This is a genomic window from Kitasatospora viridis, assembly GCF_007829815.1.
GTDB classification, from domain to species: Bacteria; Actinomycetota; Actinomycetes; order Streptomycetales; family Streptomycetaceae; genus Kitasatospora; species Kitasatospora viridis.
Window position 1 is genome coordinate 1 of the sequence record NZ_VIWT01000003.1, and the last position, 26,814, is coordinate 26,814.

Consider the following 26,814-nt stretch of genomic DNA (forward strand, 5'->3'; position numbering starts at 1 on the left):
CCGGATCCGGTAGCAGCTCGGGAGCGGGAGGAAGGGGGCCGGGTTCACACCGGCCCCCTTCTTCCGTGCGCTGGCGCGTTCAGCCCGCGGACTCCCGGATGAAGTCGGCCAACCGGGCCACCCCCGCCTCGATCTGCCGCTCGCTCAGGGCGCTGATGGACAGCCGCAGCCGGCGCTCACCGCCGCCCGCCGGGTAGAACGGGGCCATCGGGGTCCAGAGGACCCCGTGGTCGCGGGCGCAGCGTTCCATCGCCGCCTCGTCGGCGGTGAACGGCACGTCCAGCACGGCGAAGAAGCCGCCCTCGGGCTCGTTCCAGGACAGGCCCAGTCGGACTCGCTCGGCCGTCGGGAAGTGCCGCTCCAACTCCCGTAGCAGCACTGCGAGGTTGGCCGCGTAGTGGGCGCGCGCCGGGGCGGTGGCGGGCCGTAGCCGGCAGTCATGGCGCAGCAGCATGCCGCCGATCACGGCCTGGCTCAGCGCCGGGGTGTTGACCGTCGTCATACTCTTCAGCTTGGCCAGTTCGTCGGCGAGCAGGCCGGTGCGGCCCCCCGGCCCGGTCACCTGCTGGTCGGCGACGACGTAGCCGAGCCGGGCTCCGGGGAAGCAGGTCTTGGCGAAGGAGCCGAGGTAGACCACCTGTCGGCGCCGGTCCAGGGCCTTCAGGGTGGGCCGTTCGCCGGGTTCGCGGGCGAAGAAGCCGTAAGGGTTGTCCTCGATCACCAGCAGCCCCTCCTCGGCCGCCGCCGCAAGCAGTTCGGCCCGCGCCGGCACCGGCATGCTGGTGCCGGACGGGTTGGCGAAGTCCGGGACCACGTAGAGCGCCCGCGGGCGCCGGCCCGAGGCCCGCACGGCGCGGGCCGCCTCGTGCACGGCCCGCCGGTCCGGTCCGCCGCCGGGGCCTTCGGGGACCGGGACGGTCGCCAGGTCGAGCAGCCGGGCGGCGCCGGTGACGCCGACGTAGCAGGGCGAGCTGACCAGCAGGACGTCCTCGGGCGTGGCGCACAGGGCGCGCAGCACCAGCAGCATGCCCTCCTGGGCGCCGACGGTGAGCACCAGCGCCTCGGGGGCCACGTCCAGGCCCTCGTCGTTGGCGAGGGTGCGGGCGACCAGGTCCGCGATGATGCCCTTGGTGGGGCCGTACTGGAACAGTGCGGTGCGCACCGCGCCGCGGCTCAGGCTGCGCTCGGCGAGGTGGGCGAGGTAGGTGTCCAGGTACGCGTGGACGGCCTCGGGCTCGAAGAAGCCGTCGTGCGGGCGGCCGGGGGCGAAGGAGAGCGCGTCGGGGTAGCGCTCGGTGACCTCGTTGAGCAGGGTCATCGCGTCCAGCAGCGGGTCCGCGAGGCTGGCGTGCAGTTCGCCGAGTGGCAGGCTGATTTCGGCGGCGCTCATCGCAGGGCCTCGCGCAGCCGCTCGGCGGCGTACCGCTGGGCCTCGCGGCCGTCGTCCAGGACGCCGGCCATGGCGAAGAAGCCGTGCGGCATGCCCGCGTAGCGACGGGCCTCGACCTGGACTCCGGCGGCCCGCAACGCCTCCGCGTACAGCTCGCCTTCGTCGCGCAGCGGGTCGTACTCGGCGGTGATCACGGTGGCGGGCGGCAGCCCGGCCAGCGAGGGCGCGCGCAGCGGCGAGGCCCGCGGGTCGGCGCCGTCGGCCGGGTCCGCCAGGTAGTGGTCCCAGTACCAGGCGACCGAGCGGCGGTTGAACAGCAGCGGGTCGTCGTGTTCGCGCAGCGACGGGGTGTCCGCGCCGTGGTCGGTGTTGGGGTAGACGAGCAGTTGGTGGCGCAGCGCGGGGCCGCCCCGCTCGCGGGCGGCCAGGGTGAGCGCGGCGGCGAGGTTGCCGCCGGCGCTGTCGCCGGCCACGGCCAGCCGTTCGGGGTCGGTGCCCAGCTCGGTGGCGTGCCCGGCGATCCACTCGGCGGCGGCCACGACGTCGTGGACGGCGGCCGGGAAGGGGTGTTCGGGGGCGAGCCGGTAGCCGGGCGAGACGGTGACGCAGCCGACGGCGTTGGTGAGCCGGCGGCAGATCGCGTCGCCGGTGTCCAGCGAGCCGAGGGTCCAGCCGCCGCCGAACAGGTAGAGCAGGGCGGGCAGTGGACCGTCCGGGGCGGTGTCGGCGGCCGGGCGGTGGATCCGCAGCGGCAGCGGTCCGCCGGGGCCGGGGATGGTGAACTCCTCGACCGAGCCGACCGGTTCCGGGTTCCCGGCGCAGGCCTGGAGGTCGGCGAGGTCGGCGGCGCGGGCCTCGGCGGTGGTGAGGGTGTAGAGCGGGGGCGTGCCGGCTTCGGCGCGCTGCTCTCGCAGGGCCTGGGCCTGGGGGTGCAGTGGCAAGGGGTGTCCTGGGGTCGGCCGCGGGTCAGCGGCACTGGTCGGGGGTCGGGGTGGCGAGGGGAGCGGCGGAGCCGGCCGGCCGGGCGACGGCGGTGTGGTCGAGGTCGGCGAGCCGTGGCCGGCCCAGCAGGGCCAGCGTGTCGTCGAGTTCGGCCTTCAGCAGAGCGAGGATCCGGGCGACGCCCTCCTCCCCGTCGACGGCCAGGCCCCACAGGACCGGGCGGCCGATCAGCACGGCTCGGGCGCCGAGGGCGATCGCGAGGGCGACGTCCGTGCCCGTCCGTACCCCGCCGTCCAGGAGGACGGGCAGTGTCGGCGGTACTGCGGCGACCACTTCGGGCAGCGCCGCCAGGGTCGGCAAGGCACCGTCGAGTTGGCGGCCGCCGTGGTTGGAGACCACGACGGCGTCGACGCCGTGCTCGGCGGCCAGCCGGGCATCCTCGGCGGTCAGGATCCCCTTGAGGACGATCGGCAGGCTGCTGCGCTCACGCAGCCAGGACAGGTCCGCCCAGGTCAGGCTGGGGTCGAACTGCTCCCTGGCGTGCTCGGCGATGCCCGAACTCCCCTGGCCGGAGCGATGGCTGGCAGCCATCAGGGTCTGGTCGAGGTTGACGGCGCGGATGTGCGCGGGGACGGCGAAGCCGTTGCGGGCGTCGCGCAGCCGTCGGCCGATCCGCGGGGCGTCCACGGTCAGCACCAGGGCACGGAAGCCGGCCGCTTCGGCCCGTTCGACCACGGCGGCCAGCGCGTCGCGGCGGCGCAGCCAGTAGAGCTGGAGCCAGAGCGGGCCGGTGGCGGCCTCGGCGATGGCTTCCAGGGTGCGGCTGGCGAAGATCCCGGCCACCATGACCGCCCCCGCGCGGCCGGCCGCACGGGCGGTGGCCACCTCGCCCTCGGGGTGGAACAGCTGGTGGTAGGCCATCGGTGCGATGCCGATCGGGGTGCGCAGCCGGCTCCCGAGCAGGGTGAGGCTCTGGTCGGTGGTGGAGACGTCGACCAGTGTGCGCGGGCGCAGGCGGCAGTGCTCGAACTGGGCCCGGTTGGCGGCCAGGGTCCGTTCGGCGCCGCTGCCGCCCTGCATGAAGTCCCAGATGTCGGCGGGGAGTCGGGCGCGGGCCGCTGCCTCGAAGTACGTGCTGTCGAGGTCCGCTGGTTCAACTGGCCCCATGAGCTGCCTTTCCGGGCAGGCCGCGCTCGGGCCCGCTCCGGCCCGGCAGCGTAGGAGGATTCATACCTATTGGTCTAGACCTTGCTTCCGCTCGATCATCTGTGTAATCGTCAAGCGTCTGACCGACCCCGTTGGTTGCGACCGATGTCCATCCAACCTCCCCTTCGTGGAGCGGCGTTGACAGGTTCATCCCCCCTTCCTCCCCCGCCGACCGGGGCCCCGCCCGACTGGGTGGACCGCTTCCTCCTGGCCGGCCCCGACGACCAGGAGTGCCTGCGCTTCGGCGCTCCGGTGACCCGGGCCGCCCTGCGCGCCCTGGTCGCCGAGCAGGCCGAACGGCTCGCCGCCGCCGGCCTGTCGAGCGGTGGCACGGTCGCGCTGCGACTGGCGCCCTCGCTCGGCTACACCGCCGCGCTGCTCGCCTGCTGGCAACTGGGCGCCCAGACCGTCCTGCTGGACCACCGGCTCACCGCCCACGAGGTCGCGCTCGCCGTCGAACGCCTGGCACCCCAGGTGCTGGTGGAGTCCGCGCACCGCCCCGCGGCGTCGCTGCGCGGCTTCGCCGAGACCGACCCCGTGCCGGCGGCCCTGCCGAACGGCCGCCCGGCCGCGACCGGCCACGCCCTGCTGCAGCTGAGCTCGGGCTCGACCGGTCCGGCCAAGGTGATCGCCCGCACGGCCGACGACCTGCTGCGCGAACTCGACTGCTACCGGCGGCTGGAGCTGTTCCCGAAGGCCGGGGAGCGGGTCGTCCTGCTCTCCTCGGTCGTCCATGTCCTCGGCCTGGTCGGCGGGTTGCTCAACAGCCTGCACGCCCGGGCACCGCTGACCGTCCCCGAGCGGATGACGACGGCCGGCATCCTGGCCGCGATCGCCGAGGACGACCGGCCGACCACCGTGATCGGTGTCCCGTTCCACGCCGAACTGCTGGCCGGTGCCAGCGCTCCCCCGCCGCTGCCGCAGCTGCGACGGATGATCGTCGCCGGCGAGCCGGTCCGCCCCGGACTGCCCGCCGCCTTCACCGCCCGGTACGGCGTGCCGCTCGGCACCATGTACGGCATGACCGAACTCGGGGTCATCGCCACCGACTTGGACGGCGCCCTGCACCCCTGGGCCGAACCCGTCCACGGCATGGCGCTGCACGAGGACGGCGGCGAACTGCACATCGCCATGGCCGACTCCCCTTACCCCGGCCTCGCCGACCCCACTCGCTGGTCGGACGGCCGACTGCACACCAGGGACGCCGCCCGGATCGACCCGGCGACCGGGCGGGTCACCGTGCTCGGCCGCCGCGACTCCCAGGTCTCCATCGGCGGCCTCAAGGTCGACCTCACCGAGGTCGAGCACACCCTCGCGGCCCTGCCGCAGGTCCGCGAGGCCGTGGTGGTCTTCGCGGACGGCGCCATCGAGGCCTACCTGGCCACCGAGCACGCCGCCGAGCAGGCCACCGCGCCCGCCGCCGTCCGCGACGCCCTGACCCGCGAACTGGCCTCCTACAAGCGGCCAAGGCACCTCTCCTTCCTGCCGGCGCTGCCCCGCACCGCCACCGGCAAGCTCGTCCGCGACACCACGGCGCTGCGCGCCGCCGCGGCTGCGGGCACCACGCCCGCAGCCTGATCCGCCGTCACGCAGCACCGCACCTGAACCCCGACACAGCACGAGGAGCACCACCATGCAGGAGCGCATCCACGAGTTCGTCCTCGCGGCCCTCACCGAGATGAGCTACGACGTCTCCGAGGTCACCGGCGAGACCGACCTCGGGCCCGCCGGGCTCGACCTGGAGTCGCTGGCGCTCGCCGACCTGTCGGCGCAGGTCGAGGACGAGTTCGGGGTCAAGTTCAACCTCGACGAGATGGAGACCACCGCGCTGATGACCCTCGACCAGTTCACCGCCGACGTGGCCCGCCGGATCGCCGCCACCGCCCCGACCGCCGCCGGCAGCGCCGCGTGAGCACGCCCGTGCTGCCGAACCGGGCCGAGGTCGTGGCGATGCTCGCGGCGTTCGGACAGCGTGCCGCGGCCGGTGTCCCCGAGGCCCTCGGGTCGCTGGAACTCACTTGGCTCACGGCCGAGTTCGAGCAGCGTTACGCGCTCGAACTGGAGCTCTCCGACGAGCAGTTCGCCGCCGTCCGGACGGTGGACGACGCCGTCGCGGTGCTGCGCGCGGCCGTGCTCGCCGCCGGCGCCGGAGCCGGAGCCGGAGCCGGAGCCGACAGAACCGTTGGGGCCGCGCGATCATGAGCACCAGCGCACCGTCGGCCGTCCGGCCGGTGATCACCGGTCTCGGGGTGCTCAGTGCCTTCGGCCGCGGGCTCGCCCCGCTGGCGGCCGCGACCGCACGGGCCACGACCGGCTTCACCGAGGTGACCCGCTTCGACGTCAGTCGGCGCACCACCCGGCGGGCGGCCCTGCTGCCCGACCCGCCGCCGCTCGCCCGAGCGGTGCTCGACGCCGTAGCCGACGCGTGCCACCAGTCCGGGCTGCCCACCGAACCCGGTGACACGCCGCTGCTGCTGGCCCTGCACAGCGATCTGCGCACCGGCGCGGTGGCCGAGGCCGTGACCAGCGGGTCCACCGCCCTCGGCCTGCCCGGGGTGACCCGGGTGTACACCGGCGCCTGCGTGGCGGCCGCCGGCGCGGTGGCCGACGCCGCCGCCCTGGTCGTCTCCGGCCGGCACCCCCGGGTGGTGGTGGCGGCCGGCCACCTGGTGGAGCCGGGCGTCTTCGCGGCCTTCGACGCGGGCCGGGCACTGGCCCGCGACGGGGAGCTGCGGCCGTTCAGCAGCGGGCGGACCGGCACCCTGCTCGGCGACGCCGCGGCAGCCGTGGTCGTCGAGGCGCACACGGCCGCCGCAGCGCGCGGCGCGCGCCCGCTGGCCCGACTCGCCGGCTGGGGCCGCTCCGGGGACGCGCACCACGTGTGCCGCCCACGGCCCGACGGCGAGGGGGTGGCCCGCGCCGCCCGGGCCGCGCTGGCCCGGGCGGGTGTCGCCCCGTCAGAGGTCGGCTACGTCAACGCCAACGGCACCGGCTCGCCGATGTCCGACCTGGCGGAGGCCCGGGCGCTGCGCGCGGTGTTCGGCGAGGCTCTGGACGAACTCCCGGTCAGCTCCAGCAAGTCCGTCCACGGCCACGCCCTGGAGGCCTCCGCGCTGCTCGAACTCGTCGTCACCATCGCGGCGTTGGAGAGCGAGCGGCTGCCGGTCAACGCCGGCTGGCTCGGTCCCGACCCGGAGATCGGCCTGAACCTGGTCCTGGCGGGCCCCCGCGCGGACCGCCCCCGCTACGCAATGAGCCTCAACTCGGCGTTCGGCGGCGCCAACACGGCGCTCCTGGTGGCCGCCGCATGAGCGGACTGCGCACCCTCGCCACCGCGAGCTGGCCGCACCCGCAGGGCAGCGGCGAGCTGCCCCCGCTGCCCGGCTTCACCGCCTCCACCTTCAACCCCCTGGTCGCGGCCGTCGCCGAGCTCTGCCTCACCCGGCACCGCGGCACGGACCGGGCCGACGGACCGGACGCCGACCGCACGGGGCTGCTGCTCGCCAGCGCCGGCGGCGACCGCGCCACCGCACTGGCCATCGACACCGCCGCCTCGGGGCAGCGGATGCCGCCGCTGCTGTTCTTCCAGTCCAACCCCAACGCCGTCCTCGGGCACATCGCCAGCCGCTGGGGACTGACCGGCCCCGTCGTCGCCATCAGCCCCCGGGAGACCGCCGCACCCGGCCGGATCCCGGCGGACGCAGTGGAGTTGGCCGCCCTGCTGCTCGCCGACGGCGACGCCGACCAGGTCCTGGTCATCGCCGCGGAACAGGCCGGACCGGGCGGGGGCGCCGACCACGCCACCGCGGTCCTGGTCACTTCCGCCTGACCGCACATCACCCCGTCCACCTGACACCCCGTCCGTTCGCGTCCCAGACGCCGCACCGCGCACCCGCATGGCCCCGCCATGGAAGGGATCCATTCACCGTGAGCATCCGCAGCATCCGCACTCTCCTGGCGGGCGACCCCGACGTCGGCGCAGGAAACGTGCTGACCAGCAGGATCGCCCTGGGCATCGGCCTCGACGACCCGCTGCTGACCTTCGACACCGCGGTGGACGACCACGCCGCCTGGGAGGCCCTCACCCTGCGCGAGGTCGACCGCGCCGTCCGGGCCCGGGCGGCCGCGCTGCGCGCCCTCGGCGTCGGCCGGCGGGACCCGGTGGTGGTGTACGCGACCGCCGCCGCCGACCACGTGCTCTCCTTCCTGGCGCTGACCCGGCTCGGTGCCATCCCGGCGCTGCTCAACCCCGGCGTGGAGGGCGAGCGCGCGGCCCGCTACATCGCCCGCCTCGGCGCCGTCGGCATCCTCACCGACCCCGCGCACCGGGCCGAACTGGCCGGGCACGACCCGGCGGCCCCGGTGCTCGCCGATGCCGCCGAGCTCGGCGCCGGCGACCCGGACGCGGCGCCCGAGCCCTACCGGCACTGCGCGGACGACCCGGTGGCGATCACCCACTCCTCCGGCACCACCGGGATGCCCAAGGCCGTGGTGCACTCGCACGCCAGCCTGTACGCGGCGATCCGCCACCGGGCCACGCTGCCCCGGCCGCAGGGCTCGGACCGGATGCTCAGCGCGCTGCCCGCCCCGCACGCGGCCACCCTGATCGCGCTGAACTTCGCCCTCAGCACGCACGGCCAACTCGCCCTGCTCTCCTCGCAGTCCGGCGCCGGCGTGCTGGACGCCATCGAGAGCTGGGAGCCGCGCGGCGTGATCGGCTTCGCCGCCACCTGGGCCGGCCTCGCCCACCACGACCTGACCGCCCGCAAGCTCGACACGATCGCGCTGTGGTGGAACACCGGCGACTGCGCGCACGAGGCGCACATCCGCCGGCTGATCGCCGCCGGCTCGCGCGAGACGCTCACCCGCGGGCAGCGCGGCCGCGAGCCGGGCTCGGTCTTCGTCGACGGCCTGGGCTCGACCGAGATGGGCCACTCGCACTTCTTCATCACCCACGCCCCCGGCACCGAGAAGTACGGCCGCTGCGTGGGCCGCCCGCACACCTTCGTGGACTGCGAGGTGGTCGGCCCGGACGGCGAGCCGCTCGGCCCCGGCGAGGTCGGCGAACTCGCCACCGCCTCACCGACCTTGGCGCCCGGCTACTGGAACGACTCGGTCACCACCTACCGCACCCGGCTGCGCGGCCGCTTCCTCACCGGCGACCTGATGTACCGGGACGAGGAGGGCTACTACTACCACGTCGACCGGCTGGTGGACTCGGTCGAGCTCGGCGACGGCCGGCGGCTGTACACCGCGATGTCCGAGGAGCGGGTGCTGGCCCGCGTCCCCGGCGTGCTGGACTGCACGGTCGTCGCGGTGAAGGACGGCGAGCGGGTGGTCACCGACGTGCTGCTGCTCCTCGCGGACGGCGCCGACCCGGCCGCCGACCGCACCGCGGAGGTGGTCGCCGCGCTCGACGAGCACACCGCCGCCACCGTCCGCTCGGTCCTGGTGGTCGGCGGCGACGACATCCCGCTCGGCCCGACCGGCAAGGTCCGCAAGGTCCTGCTGCGCGAGCGCCACCTCGCCTCGGTGGGTGCCCGATGAGCCGCACCGTCAGCCGGGCCCCCGGGCGCCCGGGCGCCGTCGTCACCGGAATGGGCATGGTCACCCCGCTGGGCCGCAAGCCCGGCGAGGTCTTCGAGGCGCTGACCGCCGGGCGCAGCGGCATCGTCGCCGTGCCCGAGGACCACGCCGCGCACGGGTGGCTGCCCGCCGCCGGGATCTCCCCGCACATCGAGGGCACGGAGGTGCTGCCGCCGAAGGAGACCCGCTGCGTCGACCGCTTCGTGCTGCTGGCGCTGGCCGCCGCGGACGACGCGCTGGCCGACGCGGGCCTGGTGGTCGGCCGCGACGTCGACGCCCGCCGCACCGCCGTGGTGCTGGCCACCGGTGGCGGTGGTCTGGAGACCTTCGAGCAGCAGTCGCACCGGCGTCTGGAGCGCGGCCGCCCCGCGGTCAACCCGTACCTGCTGCCGGGGATGCTCTCCAACATGGCGACCGCCCGGGTGGCGATCAAGCACGGGATCCGGGGCTTCAGCACCGCGATCGTGACGGCCTGCGCGGCCGGCGCCCAGGCCGTGGCCGAGGGCCTGCGGCTGATCCGGGCGGGCGACGCCGACGTGGTGGTGTGCGGCGGGACCGAATCCTCGCTGCACCCGACGATCGCCGCCACCTTCACCAACGCCCGTGCGCTGGCCCAGGGTTGGGACGACCCGGCGCAGGCGAGCCGACCGTTCGACACCCGCCGCAACGGGTTCGTGCTGGGCGAGGGCAGCGCCGTCCTGGTGCTGGAGAGCGTCGAGCACGCGAACGCCCGGGGCGCCGCCGGCTACGCCGAGCTGATCGGCTGGGGCTCGACCACCGACGCCCACCACCCGACCATGCCCCGCCCGGACGGCGAGGGCGCGGCCGACGCGATGCGCACCGCGCTCGCCAACGCCGGCCTGGCCGCGTCCGACATCGGCTACGTCAACGCGCACGGCACCGGCACCAAGCTCGGCGACATCGCCGAATCGGCCGCGCTGAACGCGGTGTTCGGCGAGCACCGGCCCGCCGTCAGCTCCACCAAGGGCGCCACCGGCCACCTGCTGGGCGCGGCCGGAGCGGTGGAGGCCGCCGTGACCGCGCTGGCCGTGGCCCGTGGCCTGCTCCCGCCCACCCTCAACCTGGGCGAGCCCGACCCGGCGTGCGACCTGGACCACGTCCGCGGCGCCGCACGGCCGGCGGAGCTGCGGGCCGCGCTGAGCAACGCCTTCGCGTTCGGCGGCCACAACACCAGCCTGGTCTTCGGGCCGACGCCCACCCGCGCCGCCAAGTAGGCCGCCGCCGGCCCACTCTCCTATCAACTGCACCTGCCAGGAGCCCAGTTGTCGATCCAGACGATCACCCATGTCGAGTACCACTGCGCGGACGCCGCGCGGACCGCCGCCGAGCTCCAGCGCGGCTTCGGCTTCCTGCGCGACACCGACCAGCCCGCGTGGCAGCCCGGAGTGCGGAGCGTCCACCTGCACCAGGGCAGCATCCGGCTGCGGCTCAACTCCAGCGAGCACACCGACCACCCGGTGGCCCGCTACGTCGAGCGGCACGGCGAGGGCGTCGCCGTGCTGGCGCTCGGCTGCACCGACCCGCAGGCCGCGCTGGAGCGGGCCGAGCGGCACGGCGCCGTGGTCCTGGACCGGGACGGCGCACTGATCGCCGGCTTCGGCGACACCGCGCTGCGGTTCGTCCCACTGGAGGACGCTCCGGCGCGGAGCGGTGGCGAACTGCTGGACGCCCTCGACCACGCCGCCATCTGCGTCCCGGCCGGCCAACTCGCGGACGCCGTACGGTTCTGCGAGGCCGCGCTAGGCTTCCACCGGATCTTCGGCGAGTACATCGCGGTCGGCGAGCAGGGGATGGACTCCAGCGTGGTGCAGAGCGCCTCCGGCGACGTCACCTTCACCCTGATCGAACCGGACACCAGCCGCCGGGCCGGCCAGATCGACACCTTCCTCGCGGACCACGACGGCGCGGGCGTCCAGCACCTGGCGCTGCGCACCGACGACATCGCCACCGCCGTCCGCACCGCCAGGTCGCACGGCGTCGAGTTCCTCGCCACCCCGGGCACCTACTACGACGGCCTGGCCGAGCGGCTCGGCGGCACCGCGATCCCGGTGCAGACGCTGCGCGAGCTGGACGTGCTGGTCGACCAGGACCACGGCGGGCAGCTGTTCCAGATCTTCGCCCGCTCGACCCACCCCCGGCGGACCTTCTTCCTGGAGCTGATCGAGCGTCAGGGCGCGGGCACCTTCGGCACCGCCAACATCACGGCCCTCTACGAGGCCGTCGAGCGCCAGCGCGCCACCGCCGGCGCCTCCGTCTGACCCGCCTCCACCAGAGAGAACGCCCCATGACCACCGCAACCGAGTTCGTCCTCACCCGGGCCGAGCGCGCCCTGCTGCCCACGCCCGAGGAGGTGGCGGGCTACCGCGAGCACGGCTGGTACCTGTCCGGCCCGCTGTTCACCGACGAGGAGCTGGACACCCTCCAGGCGGCCACCGAGAAGTACTACGAGGGGCACCGCGACCGCACCCTCGCCGTCCGGCCGCCGCGCCTGGCCGCCTGGGAGCCCTCGCACGGACCGGTCCAGCGGCACAACGACTACGTGCACTACGAGAGCGACGCGATCGCCGCGATCCTGCGCAAGCCCCTGGTCGGCGCCGTCGCCGCGCTGCTCGCCGGAGCCGAGGAGATCCGGGTCTTCCAGTCGACCCTGATCCTCAAGCCGCCCGTGCCCGAGGAGCCCTCCAACCGGGTGCCGTGGCACTTCGACAAGCACTACTGGCACACCTCGTCCTCGGACGACATGCTGACCGCCTTCATCCCCTTCCACGACTGCGGGGTGGAGAACGGCACCATCACCATGGTCGACGGCAGCCACCGCTGGCAGGAGCTCCCCTCGGGCGAGGACTCCACCCGGCACTTCGCCCAACGCGACGGCTCCGAACTGGAGTCGATCCTCGCCGCCAACGCCCGCCACAACGGCGCGCAGGTGCGCAAGGTGCCCATCATCATCCCGCGCGGGCACGTCAGCTTCCACCACTGCCGCACCTACCACGGCAGCGGCGCCAACCTGGCCGACACCCCGCGCCGGGCCCTCTCGCTGCACCTGCAGGACGGGGCCAACCAGTACCGCCACGCCACCCGCCCGGACGGCAGCCCCGCCTCCTACAACCACGACGTGCTGGTCCGCCGCACCGCCGACGGCCGCCCCGACTACGCCGACCCCGAGATCTGCCCCGTCATCTGGCGAGGAGTCCTGTGACGGACAGTCAGTTTCCTTATGTTGATGGGCTCGACACTCCTGCCGGGCGCTACCGGATGCTGCGGCTGATCCGCGGCTTCGAGGAACTCGCGCTCACCCTGGTGAAGTCCGGGGAGATCACCGGCGGCATCCACCCCTACATCGGCCAGGAGGCGGTGGCGGTCGGCGTCTGCGCCGCACTGCGCCCGCAGGACGTGATCACCTCCACCCACCGGGGCCACGGCCACGTGCTCGCCAAGGGCGCGGCCCCCGATCGGCTGCTGGCCGAACTCCTCGGCCGCACGACCGGGTTGAACAAGGGCCGGGGCGGCTCGATGCACGCCGCCGACTTCTCGCTCGGCATCCTGGGCGCCAACGGCATGGTCGGCGCCGGCGGTCCGATCGCGGTCGGCGCCGCCTGGTCCGCCCGGCAGGCCGGTGAGGACCGGGTCGCCGTCGCCTTCTTCGGCGACGGCGCGCTCAACCAGGGCGTCCTGCTGGAGTCCTTGAACCTGGCCGCGATGTGGCGGCTGCCGGTGCTGTTCGTCTGCGAGAACAACGGCTACGCCACCACGCTGCCGGCCGTGACCGCGGTGGCCGGCAGCGCCACCGGCCGGGCCGCCGGCTTCGGGATCCCCGCCGCCGAGGTGGACGGGATGGACACCGAAGCCGTCCGCGCGGCGGCCGCCGAGGCCGTCGAACGAGCGCGCACCGGCGGCGGTCCCGGCTTCCTGGAGTGCCGCACCTACCGCTTCGAGGGGCACCACACCATGGAACGGCTGATGAAACTGCGCTACCGCACCCCCGAGGAGATCGCCGACTGGCGCGACCTCGACCCGCTGCCGCGCGCCGCCGCACTCCTGCCGCCCGGCCTCGCCGCGCAGGTGGACGCCTCGGTCGCCGAACAGCTGGCCGCCGCACGGCAGTTCGCCATCACCTCCGAACATCCGGACCCAGCAGGCGCGTTGGACCTCCTCTACGCCGACGGCCTGCGCCCGAGGGCGGGGTCGACGGCATGAGGCTCTCCTACACCAAGGCACTCAACCGGGCGCTCACCGACGCCCTCGCGCAGGACCCGGCGGTCTGCGTCTTCGGCGAGGACATCGGCGCCGGCCTGGCCGGCCCCACGCTCAACCTGCTCGACCGGTTCGGCCCCGGCCGGATCGTCGACACCCCGCTCTCCGAGCAGGCCTTCACCTCGATGGCCATCGGCGCCGCCCTGAGCGGCCGGCGGCCGGTGATCGAGTTCCAGATCCCCTCGCTGCTCTTCCTCGTCTTCGAGCAACTCGTCAACCAGGCACACAAGTTCTCCCTGATGACGGGTGGCCAGGCCAGTGTCCCACTCACCTGCCTGGTGCCGGGCTCCGGCTCCCGGGACGGCTGGGCCGGCCAGCACTCCGACCACCCCTACAGCCTGTTCGCCCACGCCGGGCTGAAGACCGTCGTGCCGGCCACCCCCACCGACGCCTACGGCCTGCTGCGCTCCGCGATCGCCGACCCGGACCCGGTGGTCGTGTTCGCCCCGGCCGCCGCCCTGCCCGTGCGCGAGACCGTCACCTGGGAGCTGGCCCCGATCCCCCTGGGCTCGGCCCGGATCCACCGCGAGGGCACCGACGTCACCGTGGTCGCCATCGGCCACCTGGTGCACGACGCGCTGGCCGTCGCGGAGGAACTCGGCCCGGAGATCTCCGTCGAGGTGTTCGACCCGCGCACGCTCCACCCCTTCGACTGGACGGCACTGGCCGCCTCACTGGACCGCACCGGCCGCCTCGTCGTCATCGACGACTCCAACCGCAGCTGCGGCATCGGCGCCGAAGTCCTCGCCACGGCGGCCGAGCAGATGCGCCTCGTCGCCCCGCCCCGCCGGATCACCCGACCCGACGGCACGGTGCTGCCGTTCGCCCCCGGGCTCGACCGCGCCCTGCAGCCCCAGCGCGATCAACTGCGGGACGCCGTACGGGCCGTGCTGAAGTAGTCCCTGCCCCCTCGTTCCCCGGTCGAGTTCCGGCCCCCTCTCCACTTGGAGGTTTGCGCGGCACCGTTCACCCGTTCGAGTGAACAGCATGGAACACCTCCCCAGGGTGATCATGGCGGGGTCAGCATGTGCCTGACGCCTCGTCACCATCCCTTTCACAGAAGGTGGGTAAAGCCATGCCTGTCGACGGCAGCACGGATCCCTTTTTCGCGTTCGGAACCGATGACCTCGCGAAGCTGGACGCGATCCGCGAGGCGCTGCTCGACCCCTCGCCGCGCCGGATCGGCCGCCTGGACCAGTGGGGCCTGGCCGACGACTACGAGGTCTACGCGGAGATCGGCCAGTACTCGGAGACCACGATCACCCTGGCGGACGGGACGCAGCTCGACGCGTCGCTGAGCGTCCCGCGCGGCCTCGCCCCCGGGCAGACCTGCCCCGCAGTCGTCCTGCCCGCCCCGCTGATCAGCATCGGGCACCGGGCCTACCTCGGCATGCTCTCCCGCTGGACCCAGGGCGGCTACGTCGTCCTGGCCTACAGCCAGCGCGGTCTCGCGAAGTCCACGGGTGAGATCCACGTCGCCGGACCGCAGGACGTCGCCGACGCCGCCGAGGTCGTCGACTGGCTGCTGACGCAGAACCAGGTGGACGCGGAGCGGATCGGCTTCTTCGGCGCCTCCTACGGCGCCGGCACGAGCCTGCTCGCAGCCGCGAGCGACCCCCGGATCAAGGTCGTCGCGGGCACCAGCGCCTGGGCCGACCTCTTCACCTCGCTGTACGAGAACGGCACCCGCCACCTCGCGGCCTTCGAGGCCCTGGTGACGCTGTTCGGCGAGGACCGCTGCTCGCCCGAGTTCCGCGAGGTCATCCAGAAGATCCGCGCCAACACCATCGACGACCAGGTCAGGGAGTTCGCCCGGGTCCGCTCCCCCCGGAACAACCTGGCGAAGTACAACGACGCCGCGACGGCCATCCTGCTGACCACCAGCTGGCACGAGACCATCTTCTCCGTACCCGCCGTCATCGACTTCCACAACAACCTGACGGGGCCCAAGACGCTCCTCATCCAGGTCGGCGACCACGGCAACGCCGAACTCCCGGGCCTCGCCGGACTCCCCGCCAAGCCCACCGACATGGCCTACCGGTGGATGGATTACCACCTCGGCGGCACCGCCGGAAACGGCGCGCCGCCGCGGTTCGACATCCGCTCCGAGTACATGTTCAACCCCCTCTCCGACCTCCGGCACGCCTCCTGGGACGAGTACGCGCAGCCGAAGAAGCGGTTCCACCTCGCTGACGCCGCCTCCGGGCAGCGCGACGGACAGCTGGTCGAGGACCAGCCGCAGGCGGGCTGGACCCGTTCGGTGAAGGCCACCGGCAAGGGCACCAACATCGTCGTCGCCCCCAAGCTCGTCCAGACCGGCCTGGCCGAGCGCTGGGGCCTGCCCAACACCTACCGGACCGCCGAGACCGACCGCGGCCTGGCCGCCGTCTTCGCCACCGCACCGGTGGCGCAGGCCTCCCGCGTCCGGGGTGACCTGGAGCTGCGGGTCACGGTGAAGGCGCAGCAGGCCGGCGCCACGATCGTGGCCTACCTGCTCGACCTCAACCCCGCCACCGGCTCGGCCAACATCATCACCCACGCCCCCTACACCTTCACCGACCAGCCGGCGGGCCAGGCCACCACCGTGACCTTCCCCCTCCAGCCCGCCGACTACGTCGTGGCCCGAGGACGTCAGCTCCAGCTGGTGATCGACACCCAGGACCCGTTCTTCAGCTACGAGAACGTCACCACCCCGGTGTTCACCCTCGACATCACCTCCCCGAAGGGCAGCGAGTCCTACCTCGACATCCCCCTCCAGCCCATCGACTGACCCACGCCCCGGCACGCCGGTGCGACCGACCCGATCCCGACGGGCCGACCGCACCGGCTCTCGCCGTCCCTCCCCGCGTGTCCACGCATCACCAACCGTCCCCAGCTGCGAGGATTCCCGCACCGCCGCGACCAGGCCGTGGCCGGATCCGAGAGCGAGGGCGCCGCATGACGGACGGGACCGTGGGCATCGGCGGCATCAGCGGCGCGCACGTCATCCTCCACAGCCAGGACGCCGAGGCCGACCGCGCCTTCATCCGCGACGTCCTCGGCTTCCCGGGCGTCGACGCGGGCGGCGGCTGGCTGATCTTCCGGCTGCCCCCGGCCGAGGTCGCCGTGCACCCCGCCGAGGGAGCCCCCTCGCACGAGCTGTTCCTGATGTGCGACGACCTCACCCGGGTCCTCGGCGACCTCGCCACCCGCGGCGTACCACTCGCCCGCGAGGTCACCGAACAGCGCTGGGGCCGGCTGGCGGCGATCCGCCTCCCGAGCGGCGCGGAACTCGCCCTCTACCAGCCGCGCCACCCGACCGCGCACGACCTCTGACGTCACTGCTCCTCGTCGAACTCCTCGAACGGCTCGTCAGACCAGCGCCACGCCGCCGTCCCGTCACCGTGGACGTGCAACAGGAACTCGGCCACCGGCGTCCCGTCGGGAAAGCTCATGACGAGCGCCGCCCGGATCCGCTCATAGCAGGCGTCGGCGCGCTCCCAGTCCTCCTGCTCGGTGGCCCGCTCCTGCTCGGCGAAGAGCGGCCCGAACTCCTCGAACCCGGGCAGCGCCTCCACCTCGGCGTGCACCCACGGCATGTCAGTCCCCGTCACCCGCAGCCGGGCGACCTCGCGGTTGTCGTGGTGCAGTCGCCAGGTGCTGGGATCGGTGAGTGGTGAGTAGTCGGCCATGGCCCGATGGTGGCAGTCTGCGCTGACAAGCCGTGGGTAGGCCTATCAGCTGAGTGGGCGTCTGCTCCGCACTGCCGTCGGCCGGGGCGGGCGGTGACGCAGTCAGCGGGGGTAGTGAGCGACCAGCACCTGGCACTGGGCGCCTGCACGGTGAAACGGGATGAGGAGCCCGCCCTCATCGCCCCCACCAAGCCAGTCGCGACGGTGTTGATCAAGCCTCAGACCCGGCCGGAACGTTGGAGCATCAACCGGTAATGCTCCGGGGCAGCCAGGATGAGACTCTTGGCCCGCTCGTGATCGGCCTGAAGGACGCCCGGATAGGCGGACGAGTCCAGCGAGATCCACAAGGACAGGTCCTGGCGAGTTCCGGGGTCCTCGCAGGCCAGGAAGGCAGTCAAGACCGCATCTCGGTAGTCGTCGCGCAGATCGGACAGCGCGTCCAAGGCTGCCTTGCTCTCCGGAACGGGTATGCGGTTCTTCAGGTCGTCCGTTGATGCGTACCGGAGAGGCGGCCTGGAGAAGTACCAGGCCATCGTTGCCCCGACCTTCTGCGCGTCCGAGCCGGTACGGACGTACCGGATGATCTGCTCCTGCGTCCAGCGGTACCCAAGGGCCTTGATCAGAGGCTTGATGAGCTGGTTGATGCCGCTTCGGCACTGGTCATGCACGACGGCATTCATCAGGACGTCAGCGTGCCGGCGGGTGAGGTCAAGGTCCTTCACGGCGCCCCGACCGATCTCCCAGCGTTTGGCTTCGCAGCGATGATGCTGGTGCTCTCCCGTCATCCGGTCCGGAAGAACCCAGGACGGGCTGAAGACCTCCAACAGCTCATCAAGAAGCGGCTCGAAGGCCACTTCCCGCCCAGGGCGGTCAGGGATCATCTCGATTGCCACACCCATCCCCACGACAGACATTTGCCACCCCTCGCCAGCAGCGCTTCAGGATAACTGTGGTGCGCCGCCGCGGTGCGCAACACGTGTCGCACCTGACGGTGATACGCGGTAGACGGCGACCTGCGCGTTCTCGATCCTCGCCGCGGTGCCGGTCCCCACCACTACCGCGGTGACCGGCCCCTGAGCCCTGTTCAGCTCCGCAGGCTCCACTGCTGGCTGCCAGCACCCGAGCACGCCCACAACTGCAGCTTCGTCGCGTTGGCCGTGCCCGTACCGGTGGCGTCCAGGCAGAGGCCCGACTGCACTCCGGTGATGGTCCCGTTGGAGTTCACGTTCCACTGTTGGAGTCCGTCATCGCGGCGCCGAAGCCGACGATGCTCTGGAACGTCTGCGAGTTGTCGACGCTGATGGTCGCCGAACCCGAGGAGGCGGCGAAGCCGAGGTCGGCCTGCTGCGTCAGGTGTTGGCTCAAGTCCGAGGTGGTCAGCCACTTCTGGACCACCTCGCCGGCGGCCGAGGCGCGTGGCGCGGGCAGCACCGCCAGCGTCAGTCCGAATGTGCCGGCCAGTGCGCCGGCCAGGCTGGCGCGGCGGATGCCTTTCAACATCGTTGTCATGCCTCTCGGTTGGGGAGCAGGGTGGTGCGCACTTATCCGAGGGTCCACTGCTGGTTGCTTCCGCCGTCGCAGGACCAGAGCTCGACCGGGGCGCCGTCGGCGGTGGAGGCGCCGGTCACGTCCAGGCACAGGCCGGACTGGGCGCCGGTGATCGTGCCGTTGGTGTTGACGTTCCACTGCTGGTTGGCCTGGCCGTTGCAGGGCCAGACGATCGCCTTGGTGCCGTTGGCGGTGCCCCGGTCGTCGGCGTCCAGGCACAGGGTGCTGCCGCCGAGCGTGAGCGTCAGCTGGTTCGACGTGGTGTGCGTCCAGGTCTGGTTGGCCGCGCCGCTGCAGCTGTACGTCTGCTGCTGGGTGCCGGGCGTGGTGGTCGAGTTGGGGTCGTCCAGGCACTTGCCGGCGCCCACCGCGTGCAGTGCGCCCGTGCTGCCGGGGGTGGGGGCGCTGCCGTCGAGCCCCATGAAGTGGATGGCGTAGGCGGCCATCGGTGTTCCCTGGATGGGCAGTTGGTGCCCGGCGCCGACGATGCTGTACGTCTCGACCTGTGGGGTGCCGGAACTGCCGCCGTACCGGGCCCGGTTCCAGTTGGCGACCGGGGTGTCGGTCGAGGACGGGGTCTGGCTCACCCCGAGCACGTTGGTCCACTGCTTGGTCTCTTCGCCGAGGTTGTTGTAGTTCAGGGTGGGGTCGGCGGTGCCGTGCCACAGCTGCACGCGGGGGCGCGGCCCGGTGTAGCCCGGGTCGGCGTCACCGCGCACCAGGTCGCCCCACTGCTGCGCGGTCATGGAGACCTGGCCGCCGGCGCAGGGGCCGTTCCAGCCGCGTGCGGTGCCCGTGTAGAAGCAGTGGTAGGGCACGCCCATGAACGCTGCGCCCGCCTTGAACACGTCCGGGTAGTCCGCGAGCATGACGTTGGTCATCATGCCGCCCGAGGACTCGCCGGTGACGTACACGGCGTCGGGGTTCCCGCCGTAGTGCTGCTCGGTGTACGTGATCATCGACATCAACCCGACCGGGTCGCTGCCGCCGTTGCGCCGCAGCGCCTGGTCGGAGGAGACGTCCCAGCAGCTGCCGCCGGGGTTGGTGGAGGGGTAGATGACGAGGAATCCGTACTGGTCGGCCAGCGCCGCGAAATCGGTGCTGGAGTACAGGTAGGGCCCGGAGCCCTGGCAGCCGTGCAGCGCCAGCAGGATCGGCGGGTCGGGCTTGGCGTTGTTCGGGACGTACAGGTACATCTGCAGGTTGGTCGGGTTGGTGCCGAAGTTCGTGACCTGCGTCAACGAAGCGGCGACCGCCTGGGGCGCGGCGGGCAGGCTCACGCCGATCGCGGCGACGACCGCCAGGAGTACGACGAGCAGGCGGGAGTTCAGGTTCCGGGAACGCAGCATGGAATCGCTTCCTCCACGGGCTGTCGAGAGCGTTGGCAGCGAGCAGGGCATCCCCGGATGCCCATGGGGAGTTCGCGTCGTCGCGCGCTGGTGGTGGAGCGCTGCGATGAGATCTTCGCGGAACAGGTTCGCTGCTGCGGGTTCGAAGTTCTCGGTGGATGGCCCGTTCGGGGAGATGTGAGCGCTCACAACTGCGAGCACACGTTCGCGGCCGCCATGCTCTCGATTCTGGCGCTGATCTGACGTTCAGCATGCCGACAGTGCATCAGTGTTCATGACCTGTCAAGGAGTCACGGGACTACTGTTTCCCTCCCGGCGATGCGGATCGGGCGACAGCCACACCCGGCCCGCGCCCGGCCCGCCCGGCCCGCCGGAGGCAGCCGACCAGCGCGGACGCCCGGCAGCAGGCGCCCCGAAAGTTGCGCAACTCGCCCGACCGCCCGTGGGAGCGCTCCACAATGAACAGCTGTATCAGCAACGGCTCTTGACGGACCCCTAGCATCCTGGCTTTATGTGTCTGGGCACCGGCGAGAGCGCCCGCCGACTCGTGGAAGCGCTCCCACGCTTCCCGGAACTCCCCCAGGTTTCCCATCAGGACTCCCGTCAGGACTCCACCGCGCACGGCGCCACCCGGGCCCACCCCACCCCCACCCGAAGGGACCCGATCGTGCCCCACCTCACGCTCCGCAGACTCCGAACGGCCGCCGCCGCGGCCGCACTCGGCGCCACGGCCCTCGTTCCCGTGGTCGGTGCGCAGTCGGCGCAGGCCGCCGCCACCCACCTGGTCAACCCGTTCGTCGGCGCGACCGGCTACCTCAACCCCGACTACACCGCCGAGGTCAGCGCCCAGGCCACCGCCGACGGCGGCACGCTGGGCGCCACGGAGGCCCAGGTCGCGAGCAACTCCACCGCCGTCTGGATGGACCACATCGGTGCCATCGCCGGTGACGGCGGCCGCCTGGGCCTGCGCGCCCACCTCGACCGGGCGCTGGCCCAGTCGGCGAGCAGCGGCACCCCGGTGGTCTTCCAGGTGGTGGTCTACGACCTGCCCGGGCGGGACTGCGCCGCGATCGCCTCGAACGGCGAACTTCCGGCCACCGCAGCGGGGTTGACCACCTACGAGAGCCAGTACATCGACCCGATCGCGGCGATCCTGGCCGACCCGAAGTACGCCTCGCTGCGGATCGCCGCGATCATCGAGCCGGACTCGCTGCCGAACGCGGTGACCAACCAGAACAAGCCGGCCTGCGCCACCGCGACGCCGTTCTACGAGACCGGGATCGAGTACGCGCTGAACAAGCTGCACCCGATCGGCAACGTCTACGACTACCTGGACATCGGCCACTCCGGCTGGCTCGGCTGGCAGACCAACATGGTCCCGGCGGGCCAGGAGTACGCCAAGATCGCCAAGGCCACCACAGCCGGCTTCGCCAGCGTGGACGGCTTCATCAGCGACACCGCGAACACCACCCCGCTGAACGAGCCGTTCCTCACCGACCCCGACCTCCAGGTCGGCGGCCAGCCGCTGAAGTCCGCCAACTTCTACCAGTACAACCCGGACTTCGACGAGTACACCTACGACACCCAGATGTACGCCACCATGGTGTCGAACGGCTTCCCGAGCACCATCGGCATGCTGGTGGACACCTCGCGCAACGGCTGGGGCGGCAGCGCCCGGCCCACCGGGCTGAACACGGCCCCGACCACCACCAACGCCTACGTGGCGGCCAACAAGGTGGACCAGCGCCCGTTCCGCGGCGACTGGTGCAACGTCAACGGCGCGGGCATCGGCGCCCGGCCGCAGGCCCAGCCGTACGGCTCCGCCAACCCGATCATCGCCTTCCTCTGGGTGAAGCCCCCGGGCGAGTCGGACGGCGACTACCCGAGCGCGACCCACCCGCACGGCGACCCGCACTGCGACCCGAACGGCACCCAGACGGACGGCAACGGCGGCACCTACCCGACCGACGCCCTCGGCGCCGCCAACGTGCCGGCCGGCCAGTGGTACGGCGCCGAGTTCCAGCAGCTGGTCCAGAACGCCTACCCGTCCTTCGGGGGCTCCTCCAGCGGCGGCGACACCACCCCGCCGAGCACCCCGACCGGACTGACCGTCACCGGCACCACCGCCAGCAGCGTCTCGCTCTCCTGGACCGCCTCCACCGACAACGTGGGCGTCACCGGCTACGACGTGTACCGCAACGGCAGCAAGCTCGCGACCAGCAGCACCACCGGCTACACCGACACCGGCCTAACCGCCGCCACCGCCTACCAGTACACCGTCGCCGCCTACGACGCCGCCGGGAACCTCTCCCCCGTCTCCGCCGCGGTCACCGCGACCACGGCCGGCAGCGGAGGCGGAACCGGCGGGGGTGGCGGGTGCACCGCGACCTACTCGGTGTCCAATGACTGGGGCAGCGGCTTCAACGCCAACGTCACCGTGACCAACACCGGCAGTGCGCCCACCACGTCCTGGAAGGTGACCTGGACCTGGGCCGGCAACCAGCAGATGACCAACGCCTGGAACGCCACCGCCACCCAGACCGGCAGCGCGGTCAGCGCCGTCAACGCGGGCTACAACGGCACGGTGGCCGTCGGCGCCGGCACCAGCTTCGGCCTCTCGGGCAGCTACTCGGGCGGCAACACCGCCCCGACCCTGACCTGCACCGCGAGCTGAGCCCAAGCCACCTCCTCCCCCACGGGGCCGGCCGGACCACCCACCGGCCGGCCCCGCTCCTTCGCCCATAGGAGCGCTCCCATGACCCCTCCCCCGACTCCCCGCACCGTGCTCGCCACCGCCCTGCTGGCCGCCGGCACACTGGGCGCGGCACTGCTGCTGCCCGCGGGCGCGTCACCCGCCGCTGCCGCTGCCTCAGCCGCCAACAGCCCGTCCTGCGCCGTCAGTTACAGCACCAACGACTGGGGCAGCGGATTCACCGCGAACGTCACCGTCACCGACACCGGCAGCACCCCCCTCGACGGTTGGACCCTCGGCTACGCCTACACCGGCAACCAGACCCTCGGCAACGGCTGGAACGGCACCTGGACCCAGACCGGCAGCACCGTCACCGTCACCAACCCCAGCTACGCCACCACCATCGCCCCCGGCGCCAGCTACACCACCAGCGCCAACTTCAGCTACAGCGGGAGCAACACCGCACCCACCGCCTTCACCGTCAACGGCACCGTCTGCAGCCCGAGTTCAGGCCCCACGCCCACCCCGACACCCACGCCCACCCCCACCCCGACACCCACACCCACGCCCACGCCCACGCCCACGCCCACGCCGACCGGCCCTCCCCCGCCCGGGGGCGCCGCGCCCGCGCTGCACGTGGCGGGCAACCAGCTCCAGGACGTCACCGGACGCACCGTCACCCTGCACGGCGCCGACCGCTCCGGCGCCGAATTCGCCTGCGTGCAGGGCAACGGCATCTTCGACGGCCCGATGGACCAGGCCTCGATCGACGCGATGAAGAGCTGGCACCTCACGGCGGTCCGGATCCCGCTCAACGAGGACTGCTGGCTCGGTCTGCCGAACGTCCAGGCGGCCTACGCCGGTTCCACCTACATCAACGCGATCAAGTCCTACGTGCAGCTCCTGCACCAGAACGGCCTGAACACCGTCCTGGACCTGCACTGGACGGACGGCGCCTACACCGGCAAGTCCTCGGCCTGCACCTCCGCCGCCGCCACCTGCCAGAAGCCGATGCCCGACGCCGCCAACGCGATCCCGTTCTGGCGCTCGGTGGCCGCCACCTTCAAGGGCGACGACGCGACCGTCTTCGACCTGTTCAACGAGCCCTACCCGTCCCGCGCGACCGGCAGCGAGGCGAGCGGCTGGGCCTGCTGGCGCGACGGCGGCAGCTGCCCGGGCATCGGCTACCAGGTGGCCGGCATGCAGGCGATGGTGGACGCGGTGCGCGGCACCGGCGCGGACAACGTGCTGATGCTCGGCGGGATCGAGTACGCCAACGACCTCACCCAGTGGCTGGCCTACGAACCGACCGACCCGCTGCACCAGTTGGCCGCCTCCTGGCACTCCTACAACTTCAACGCGTGCTCCTCGGCCGCCTGCTGGGACAGCCAGCTCGGGCCGGTCGCGGCGACCGTGCCGGTGATCAGCGGCGAGCTCGGCGAGAACGACTGCGGGCACGGCTACCTGGACTCACTGCTGCCCTGGCTGGACCAGCACGGGATCTCCTACCTCGCGTGGACCTGGAACACCTGGGACTGCTCCAGCGGCCCCGCGCTGATCTCGGCCTACGACGGCACGCCGACCGCCTTCGGGGCGGGCTACCGGGCCCACCTCGCCACGCTCGGCTGACCCCGCCACCGCACGCCCTGCCGGGCGCCCCTCGGGACGCCCGGCCCTTCGTCGTACCCAACTCCGGCAGAGCACACATCAGTTACATCCGTGCCTGACCCTTGACACGCGCCGCCGCCAGGCCGCAACCTTCCGGCAGGCGTCTGGGAGCGCTCCCACGCCCTGCTCCCACGCCCTGCTCCCACCACCCGACCGCACTGTCCCGAAGGAGCCCCTGTGCACCAGACCCGAACCACCCGCCCCCGCAGATCCGCCCTCCTCGGGGCGGGTGCGCTGGCCGCCGCCGCGGTCCTGCTGGCCGGCTGCTCCTCCAGCGGCGGCTCCCCCGCCGCGGCCGGCCCGGGGCAGAAGATCACCCTGACCGTGGGCGACTTCGGCACCTTCGGCTACAAGGAGGCCGGCCTCTTCGACGCCTACATGGCGGCCCACCCGAACATCACCATCAAGGAGGACACCACCACCGCCGAGGCCGACTACTGGACCGCGCTGCAGACCCACCTGGCAGCGGGCAGCGGCATGGACGACGTGCAGGCCCTGGAGGTCGGCCGGATCTCCCTGGCCACCTCGGATGCGCTGAGCAGCGCCTTCGTCGACCTCGCCAAGGCGCCCGGCGTCAGCAAGGGCGACTACCTCCCGTGGAAGTGGCAGCAGGCGACCACCGCCGACAACCGCACCATCGGCCTCGGCACCGACGTCGGCCCGATGGCCATCTGTTACCGGCAGGACCTCTTCCAGGCCGCCGGCCTGCCCAGCGACCCGGCCGCCGTCAGCGCGCTCTGGGCCGGCGACTGGTCCAAGTACGTCGAGCAGGGCAAGGCCTTCCAGGCCAAGGCGCCCAAGGGAACGTACTTCATGGACACCGCCACCGGCCTGTTCAACGGCGTGGTCTCCTCCGCCGCCCAGCAGTACTACCAGGGCGGCAAGCTCGACTACAAGGACTCACCGAGCGTCAAGTCCGCCTGGAGCCTGGCGATGCAGGCCGACTCGGCCGGACTCTCCGAGGGGCTCAAGGAGTTCGACCCGGCGTGGCAGACCGCCTTCGCGCAGTCCAGCTTCGCCACCACGATCTGCCCGTCCTGGCAGCAGGCCAACATCCAGAAGTTCTCCGGCGCGGCCAACGCCGGCAAGTGGAACATCGCCCAGGCTCCGGCGGCCGGCAACTGGGGCGGATCATTCCTGACCGTGCCGAGCTCCGGCAAGCACCAGGCCGACGCGGAGGCGCTGGTGGCCTGGCTCACCGCCCCCGAGCAGCAGGCGAAGGTCTTCGAGGCGGTCGGCAACATCCCGTCCAACCAAGGCGCGTACGCGCTCAGCGAGGTGAGCGGCTACAAGAACCCCTACATCGGCCCGAACGCCCCCACCGGCCAGATCTTCTCGGCCGCGGCCAAGGCGATCCAGCCCGCCGAGACCGGCCCGCACGCCGGTGACCTGCAGAACGACTTCAGCAACGGGATCCTGCTGGTCGAGCAGAACCACAAGAGCGCGGGCGACGCCTGGAACACCACCGTCCAGCAGATCGACAGCAGCATCCAGTGACCCGGGCACTCCCCACTCCCCCAACTCCCGAGCGCCGCCAGCTCTGGCGCAGCAGGCTCTACCGCTGGGACAGCAAGGGCACGCCGTACGCGTTCGTCGCACCGTTCTTCGTGGTCTTCGCCGCCTTCGGGCTCTTCCCGCTGCTCTACACCGGCTGGCTCTCGCTGCACCAGGTGAGCCTCTACCACGTCAACCAGGCGCGGTGGGTGGGCCTGGGCAACTACCGCGACCTGTTCACCGGCGCGCCCAGCAGGTTCTTCTGGAACGCGCTGCGCAACACCGTCACGCTCGGCGCGCTCTCCACCGTGCCGCAGCTGGCGATGGCCATCGGCCTGGCCCACCTGCTCAACTACCGGCTGCGCGCCCGGGGTTTCCTGCGCACGGCACTGCTCGCGCCGTACGCGACCTCGGTGGCCGCCGCCACGCTGGCGTTCGCGCTGATCTTCAGCCCCGAGGGCGGGATGGCCAACTGGTTCATCCACCTGTTCGGCTTCGGCCGCGTCGACTGGGAGGCCGGCCGGTGGAGTTCGCAGTTCGCCATCGCCACCATCGTGACCTGGCGGTGGACCGGCTACAACGCGCTGATCTACCTGGCCGCGATGCAGGCGGTGCCGGGCGAGCTGTACGAGGCGGCCGCCATCGACGGGGCGAGCAGGCTGCGCCAGTTCTGGCACGTGACCGTGCCGGCGCTGCGCCCGACGATCCTGTTCACCGTGGTGATCTCCACCATCGGCGCCACCCAACTCTTCGGCGAGCCCTTCCTGTTCGGCGGCCAGAGCGGCCACCAGGGCGGCGCCGACAACCAGTACGAGACGCTCGGGGTGCTGATGTACGACCAGGGGTTCCACAACAGCATGCTGGGCCGGGCCTCGGCGGTGGCCTGGACGATGTTCGCGCTGCTCCTGCTGCTCGGCCTGGTCAACGCCCTGATCGCCCGTCGGCTCCGGCGGTCGCAGTGACGAACCCCGCAGCGAGCAACCCCGCACGAGG

25 protein-coding genes are annotated in these 26,814 nt (G+C 72.6%); 17 read left to right on the forward strand and 8 right to left on the reverse strand.

The features are described 5' to 3' along the window. Positions 1-79: 79 nt before the first annotated feature. From FHX73_RS30740 to FHX73_RS30750, 3 genes are read right to left on the reverse strand one after another with little or no spacing between them, the layout of a single operon-like run. Positions 80-1,390: an aminotransferase-like domain-containing protein gene (locus FHX73_RS30740; protein WP_145909216.1), complete on the reverse strand. Its 1,311-nt coding sequence runs from the start codon at positions 1,388-1,390 to the stop codon at positions 80-82. Continuing rightward, the gene (locus tag FHX73_RS30745) at positions 1,387-2,331 is read right to left on the reverse strand and encodes an alpha/beta hydrolase (protein WP_145909217.1); all 945 of its coding nucleotides are present in this window, start codon (positions 2,329-2,331) and stop codon (positions 1,387-1,389) included. The genes FHX73_RS30740 and FHX73_RS30745 overlap by 4 nt, the downstream gene beginning before the upstream one ends. Positions 2,332-2,356: 25 nt before the next feature. Further along, a complete protein-coding gene (locus tag FHX73_RS30750) occupies positions 2,357-3,499 on the reverse strand; it encodes an alpha-hydroxy acid oxidase (protein WP_145909218.1) in 1,143 nt (380 codons plus the stop codon). Positions 3,500-3,730: 231 nt separating this feature from the next. On the opposite strand from FHX73_RS30750, the gene FHX73_RS30755 reads away from it, so the two are divergent. The 13 genes from FHX73_RS30755 (at position 3,731) to FHX73_RS30815 (ending at position 16,714) form a co-directional block, all read left to right on the forward strand. Beyond that, positions 3,731-5,116, forward strand: coding sequence for a class I adenylate-forming enzyme family protein (locus FHX73_RS30755; protein ID WP_246213987.1), 1,386 nt, complete (start codon positions 3,731-3,733; stop codon positions 5,114-5,116). Between the two features lie 55 nt (positions 5,117-5,171). Continuing rightward, positions 5,172-5,450, forward strand: a complete 279-nt coding sequence (locus FHX73_RS30760; RefSeq protein WP_145909220.1) for a phosphopantetheine-binding protein — start codon at positions 5,172-5,174, stop codon at positions 5,448-5,450. Next, positions 5,447-5,740 (forward strand): acyl carrier protein, encoded by a 294-nt coding sequence (locus FHX73_RS30765; RefSeq protein WP_211786390.1) that lies wholly within the window; start codon positions 5,447-5,449, stop codon positions 5,738-5,740. The genes FHX73_RS30760 and FHX73_RS30765 overlap by 4 nt, the downstream gene beginning before the upstream one ends. Beyond that, positions 5,737-6,849: a beta-ketoacyl synthase N-terminal-like domain-containing protein gene (locus FHX73_RS30770; RefSeq protein ID WP_145909221.1), complete on the forward strand. Its 1,113-nt coding sequence runs from the start codon at positions 5,737-5,739 to the stop codon at positions 6,847-6,849. The genes FHX73_RS30765 and FHX73_RS30770 overlap by 4 nt, the downstream gene beginning before the upstream one ends. Beyond that, positions 6,846-7,367, forward strand: a complete 522-nt coding sequence (locus tag FHX73_RS30775) for a beta-ketoacyl synthase N-terminal-like domain-containing protein (RefSeq protein ID WP_145909222.1) — start codon at positions 6,846-6,848, stop codon at positions 7,365-7,367. Before FHX73_RS30770 ends, FHX73_RS30775 begins: the two co-directional genes overlap by 4 nt. A gap of 98 nt (positions 7,368-7,465) precedes the next feature. Next, positions 7,466-9,085 carry a class I adenylate-forming enzyme family protein gene (locus tag FHX73_RS30780; protein WP_145909223.1) on the forward strand — a complete coding sequence of 540 codons (1,620 nt, stop codon included), beginning with the start codon at positions 7,466-7,468 and terminating at the stop codon, positions 9,083-9,085. Continuing rightward, positions 9,082-10,359, forward strand: coding sequence for a beta-ketoacyl-[acyl-carrier-protein] synthase family protein (locus FHX73_RS30785; RefSeq protein WP_145909224.1), 1,278 nt, complete (start codon positions 9,082-9,084; stop codon positions 10,357-10,359). The genes FHX73_RS30780 and FHX73_RS30785 overlap by 4 nt, the downstream gene beginning before the upstream one ends. 48 nt (positions 10,360-10,407) lie before the next feature. Further along, on the forward strand, positions 10,408-11,403 hold the full coding sequence (hppD, locus tag FHX73_RS30790) for a 4-hydroxyphenylpyruvate dioxygenase (protein ID WP_145909225.1): 996 nt from the start codon (positions 10,408-10,410) through the stop codon (positions 11,401-11,403). A 26-nt stretch (positions 11,404-11,429) separates the two neighbouring features. Continuing rightward, positions 11,430-12,344 carry a phytanoyl-CoA dioxygenase family protein gene (locus FHX73_RS30795; protein WP_145909226.1) on the forward strand — a complete coding sequence of 305 codons (915 nt, stop codon included), beginning with the start codon at positions 11,430-11,432 and terminating at the stop codon, positions 12,342-12,344. 56 nt (positions 12,345-12,400) lie between these two features. Continuing rightward, the gene (locus FHX73_RS30800; RefSeq protein ID WP_145909227.1) at positions 12,401-13,342 is read left to right on the forward strand and encodes a thiamine pyrophosphate-dependent dehydrogenase E1 component subunit alpha; all 942 of its coding nucleotides are present in this window, start codon (positions 12,401-12,403) and stop codon (positions 13,340-13,342) included. Further along, positions 13,339-14,298, forward strand: coding sequence for an alpha-ketoacid dehydrogenase subunit beta (locus FHX73_RS30805; RefSeq protein ID WP_145909228.1), 960 nt, complete (start codon positions 13,339-13,341; stop codon positions 14,296-14,298). Before FHX73_RS30800 ends, FHX73_RS30805 begins: the two co-directional genes overlap by 4 nt. A gap of 176 nt (positions 14,299-14,474) precedes the next feature. Beyond that, positions 14,475-16,169, forward strand: coding sequence for a CocE/NonD family hydrolase (locus tag FHX73_RS30810; protein WP_145909229.1), 1,695 nt, complete (start codon positions 14,475-14,477; stop codon positions 16,167-16,169). 167 nt (positions 16,170-16,336) lie between these two features. Next, a complete protein-coding gene (locus FHX73_RS30815) occupies positions 16,337-16,714 on the forward strand; it encodes a VOC family protein (protein WP_145909230.1) in 378 nt (125 codons plus the stop codon). A gap of 2 nt (positions 16,715-16,716) precedes the next feature. On the opposite strand, the gene FHX73_RS30820 is transcribed toward FHX73_RS30815, so the two are convergent. From FHX73_RS30820 to FHX73_RS30835, 5 genes are all read right to left on the reverse strand, one after another. Further along, entirely contained in the window at positions 16,717-17,070 is a 354-nt protein-coding gene (locus FHX73_RS30820; protein ID WP_145909231.1) for a hypothetical protein, read from the reverse strand. A gap of 218 nt (positions 17,071-17,288) precedes the next feature. Then, a complete protein-coding gene (locus FHX73_RS30825) occupies positions 17,289-17,963 on the reverse strand; it encodes a hypothetical protein (protein WP_145909232.1) in 675 nt (224 codons plus the stop codon). 191 nt (positions 17,964-18,154) lie between these two features. Beyond that, entirely contained in the window at positions 18,155-18,295 is a 141-nt protein-coding gene (locus FHX73_RS46610; RefSeq protein WP_342795338.1) for an RICIN domain-containing protein, read from the reverse strand. Further along, positions 18,292-18,570, reverse strand: a complete 279-nt coding sequence (locus FHX73_RS46615) for a hypothetical protein (RefSeq protein WP_170305151.1) — start codon at positions 18,568-18,570, stop codon at positions 18,292-18,294. Before FHX73_RS46615 ends, FHX73_RS46610 begins: the two co-directional genes overlap by 4 nt. A 41-nt stretch (positions 18,571-18,611) precedes the next feature. Continuing rightward, a complete protein-coding gene (locus tag FHX73_RS30835) occupies positions 18,612-19,967 on the reverse strand; it encodes an extracellular catalytic domain type 1 short-chain-length polyhydroxyalkanoate depolymerase (protein ID WP_145909233.1) in 1,356 nt (451 codons plus the stop codon). 667 nt (positions 19,968-20,634) lie between these two features. On the opposite strand from FHX73_RS30835, the gene FHX73_RS47360 reads away from it, so the two are divergent. The 4 genes from FHX73_RS47360 to FHX73_RS30855 all read left to right on the forward strand — a co-directional run bounded on the left by FHX73_RS47360 (position 20,635) and on the right by FHX73_RS30855 (position 26,783). Continuing rightward, positions 20,635-22,641: a glycoside hydrolase family 6 protein gene (locus FHX73_RS47360; protein ID WP_281292748.1), complete on the forward strand. Its 2,007-nt coding sequence runs from the start codon at positions 20,635-20,637 to the stop codon at positions 22,639-22,641. 81 nt (positions 22,642-22,722) lie between these two features. Then, a complete protein-coding gene (locus FHX73_RS30845; protein ID WP_145909235.1) occupies positions 22,723-24,288 on the forward strand; it encodes a cellulase family glycosylhydrolase in 1,566 nt (521 codons plus the stop codon). A 216-nt stretch (positions 24,289-24,504) separates the two neighbouring features. Continuing rightward, positions 24,505-25,824 (forward strand): ABC transporter substrate-binding protein, encoded by a 1,320-nt coding sequence (locus tag FHX73_RS30850; protein WP_246213988.1) that lies wholly within the window; start codon positions 24,505-24,507, stop codon positions 25,822-25,824. Further along, positions 25,821-26,783, forward strand: a complete 963-nt coding sequence (locus FHX73_RS30855; protein WP_246213989.1) for a carbohydrate ABC transporter permease — start codon at positions 25,821-25,823, stop codon at positions 26,781-26,783. Before FHX73_RS30850 ends, FHX73_RS30855 begins: the two co-directional genes overlap by 4 nt. The last annotated feature ends 31 nt before the right edge of the window (positions 26,784-26,814 follow it).

Excerpts from the sequence above, each read along its gene's own strand:
- FHX73_RS30750 (WP_145909218.1), bottom strand. The coding sequence starts at position 3,499 with ATGGGGCCAGTTGAACCAGCGGACCTCGACAGCACGTACTTCGAGGCA.
- FHX73_RS46615 (WP_170305151.1), bottom strand. The coding sequence starts at position 18,570 with ATGTTGAAAGGCATCCGCCGCGCCAGCCTGGCCGGCGCACTGGCCGGC.
- FHX73_RS30805 (WP_145909228.1), top strand. The coding sequence starts at position 13,339 with ATGAGGCTCTCCTACACCAAGGCACTCAACCGGGCGCTCACCGACGCC.
- FHX73_RS30815 (WP_145909230.1), top strand. The coding sequence starts at position 16,337 with ATGACGGACGGGACCGTGGGCATCGGCGGCATCAGCGGCGCGCACGTC.
- FHX73_RS30775 (WP_145909222.1), top strand. The coding sequence starts at position 6,846 with ATGAGCGGACTGCGCACCCTCGCCACCGCGAGCTGGCCGCACCCGCAG.
- FHX73_RS30845 (WP_145909235.1), top strand. The coding sequence starts at position 22,723 with ATGACCCCTCCCCCGACTCCCCGCACCGTGCTCGCCACCGCCCTGCTG.
- FHX73_RS30740 (WP_145909216.1), bottom strand. The coding sequence starts at position 1,390 with ATGAGCGCCGCCGAAATCAGCCTGCCACTCGGCGAACTGCACGCCAGC.
- FHX73_RS30785 (WP_145909224.1), top strand. The coding sequence starts at position 9,082 with ATGAGCCGCACCGTCAGCCGGGCCCCCGGGCGCCCGGGCGCCGTCGTC.
- FHX73_RS30760 (WP_145909220.1), top strand. The coding sequence starts at position 5,172 with ATGCAGGAGCGCATCCACGAGTTCGTCCTCGCGGCCCTCACCGAGATG.
- FHX73_RS30820 (WP_145909231.1), bottom strand. The coding sequence starts at position 17,070 with ATGGCCGACTACTCACCACTCACCGATCCCAGCACCTGGCGACTGCAC.
- FHX73_RS30835 (WP_145909233.1), bottom strand. The coding sequence starts at position 19,967 with ATGCTGCGTTCCCGGAACCTGAACTCCCGCCTGCTCGTCGTACTCCTG.
- FHX73_RS30795 (WP_145909226.1), top strand. The coding sequence starts at position 11,430 with ATGACCACCGCAACCGAGTTCGTCCTCACCCGGGCCGAGCGCGCCCTG.
- FHX73_RS30800 (WP_145909227.1), top strand. The coding sequence starts at position 12,401 with ATGCTGCGGCTGATCCGCGGCTTCGAGGAACTCGCGCTCACCCTGGTG.
- FHX73_RS30770 (WP_145909221.1), top strand. The coding sequence starts at position 5,737 with ATGAGCACCAGCGCACCGTCGGCCGTCCGGCCGGTGATCACCGGTCTC.
- FHX73_RS30810 (WP_145909229.1), top strand. The coding sequence starts at position 14,475 with ATGCCTGTCGACGGCAGCACGGATCCCTTTTTCGCGTTCGGAACCGAT.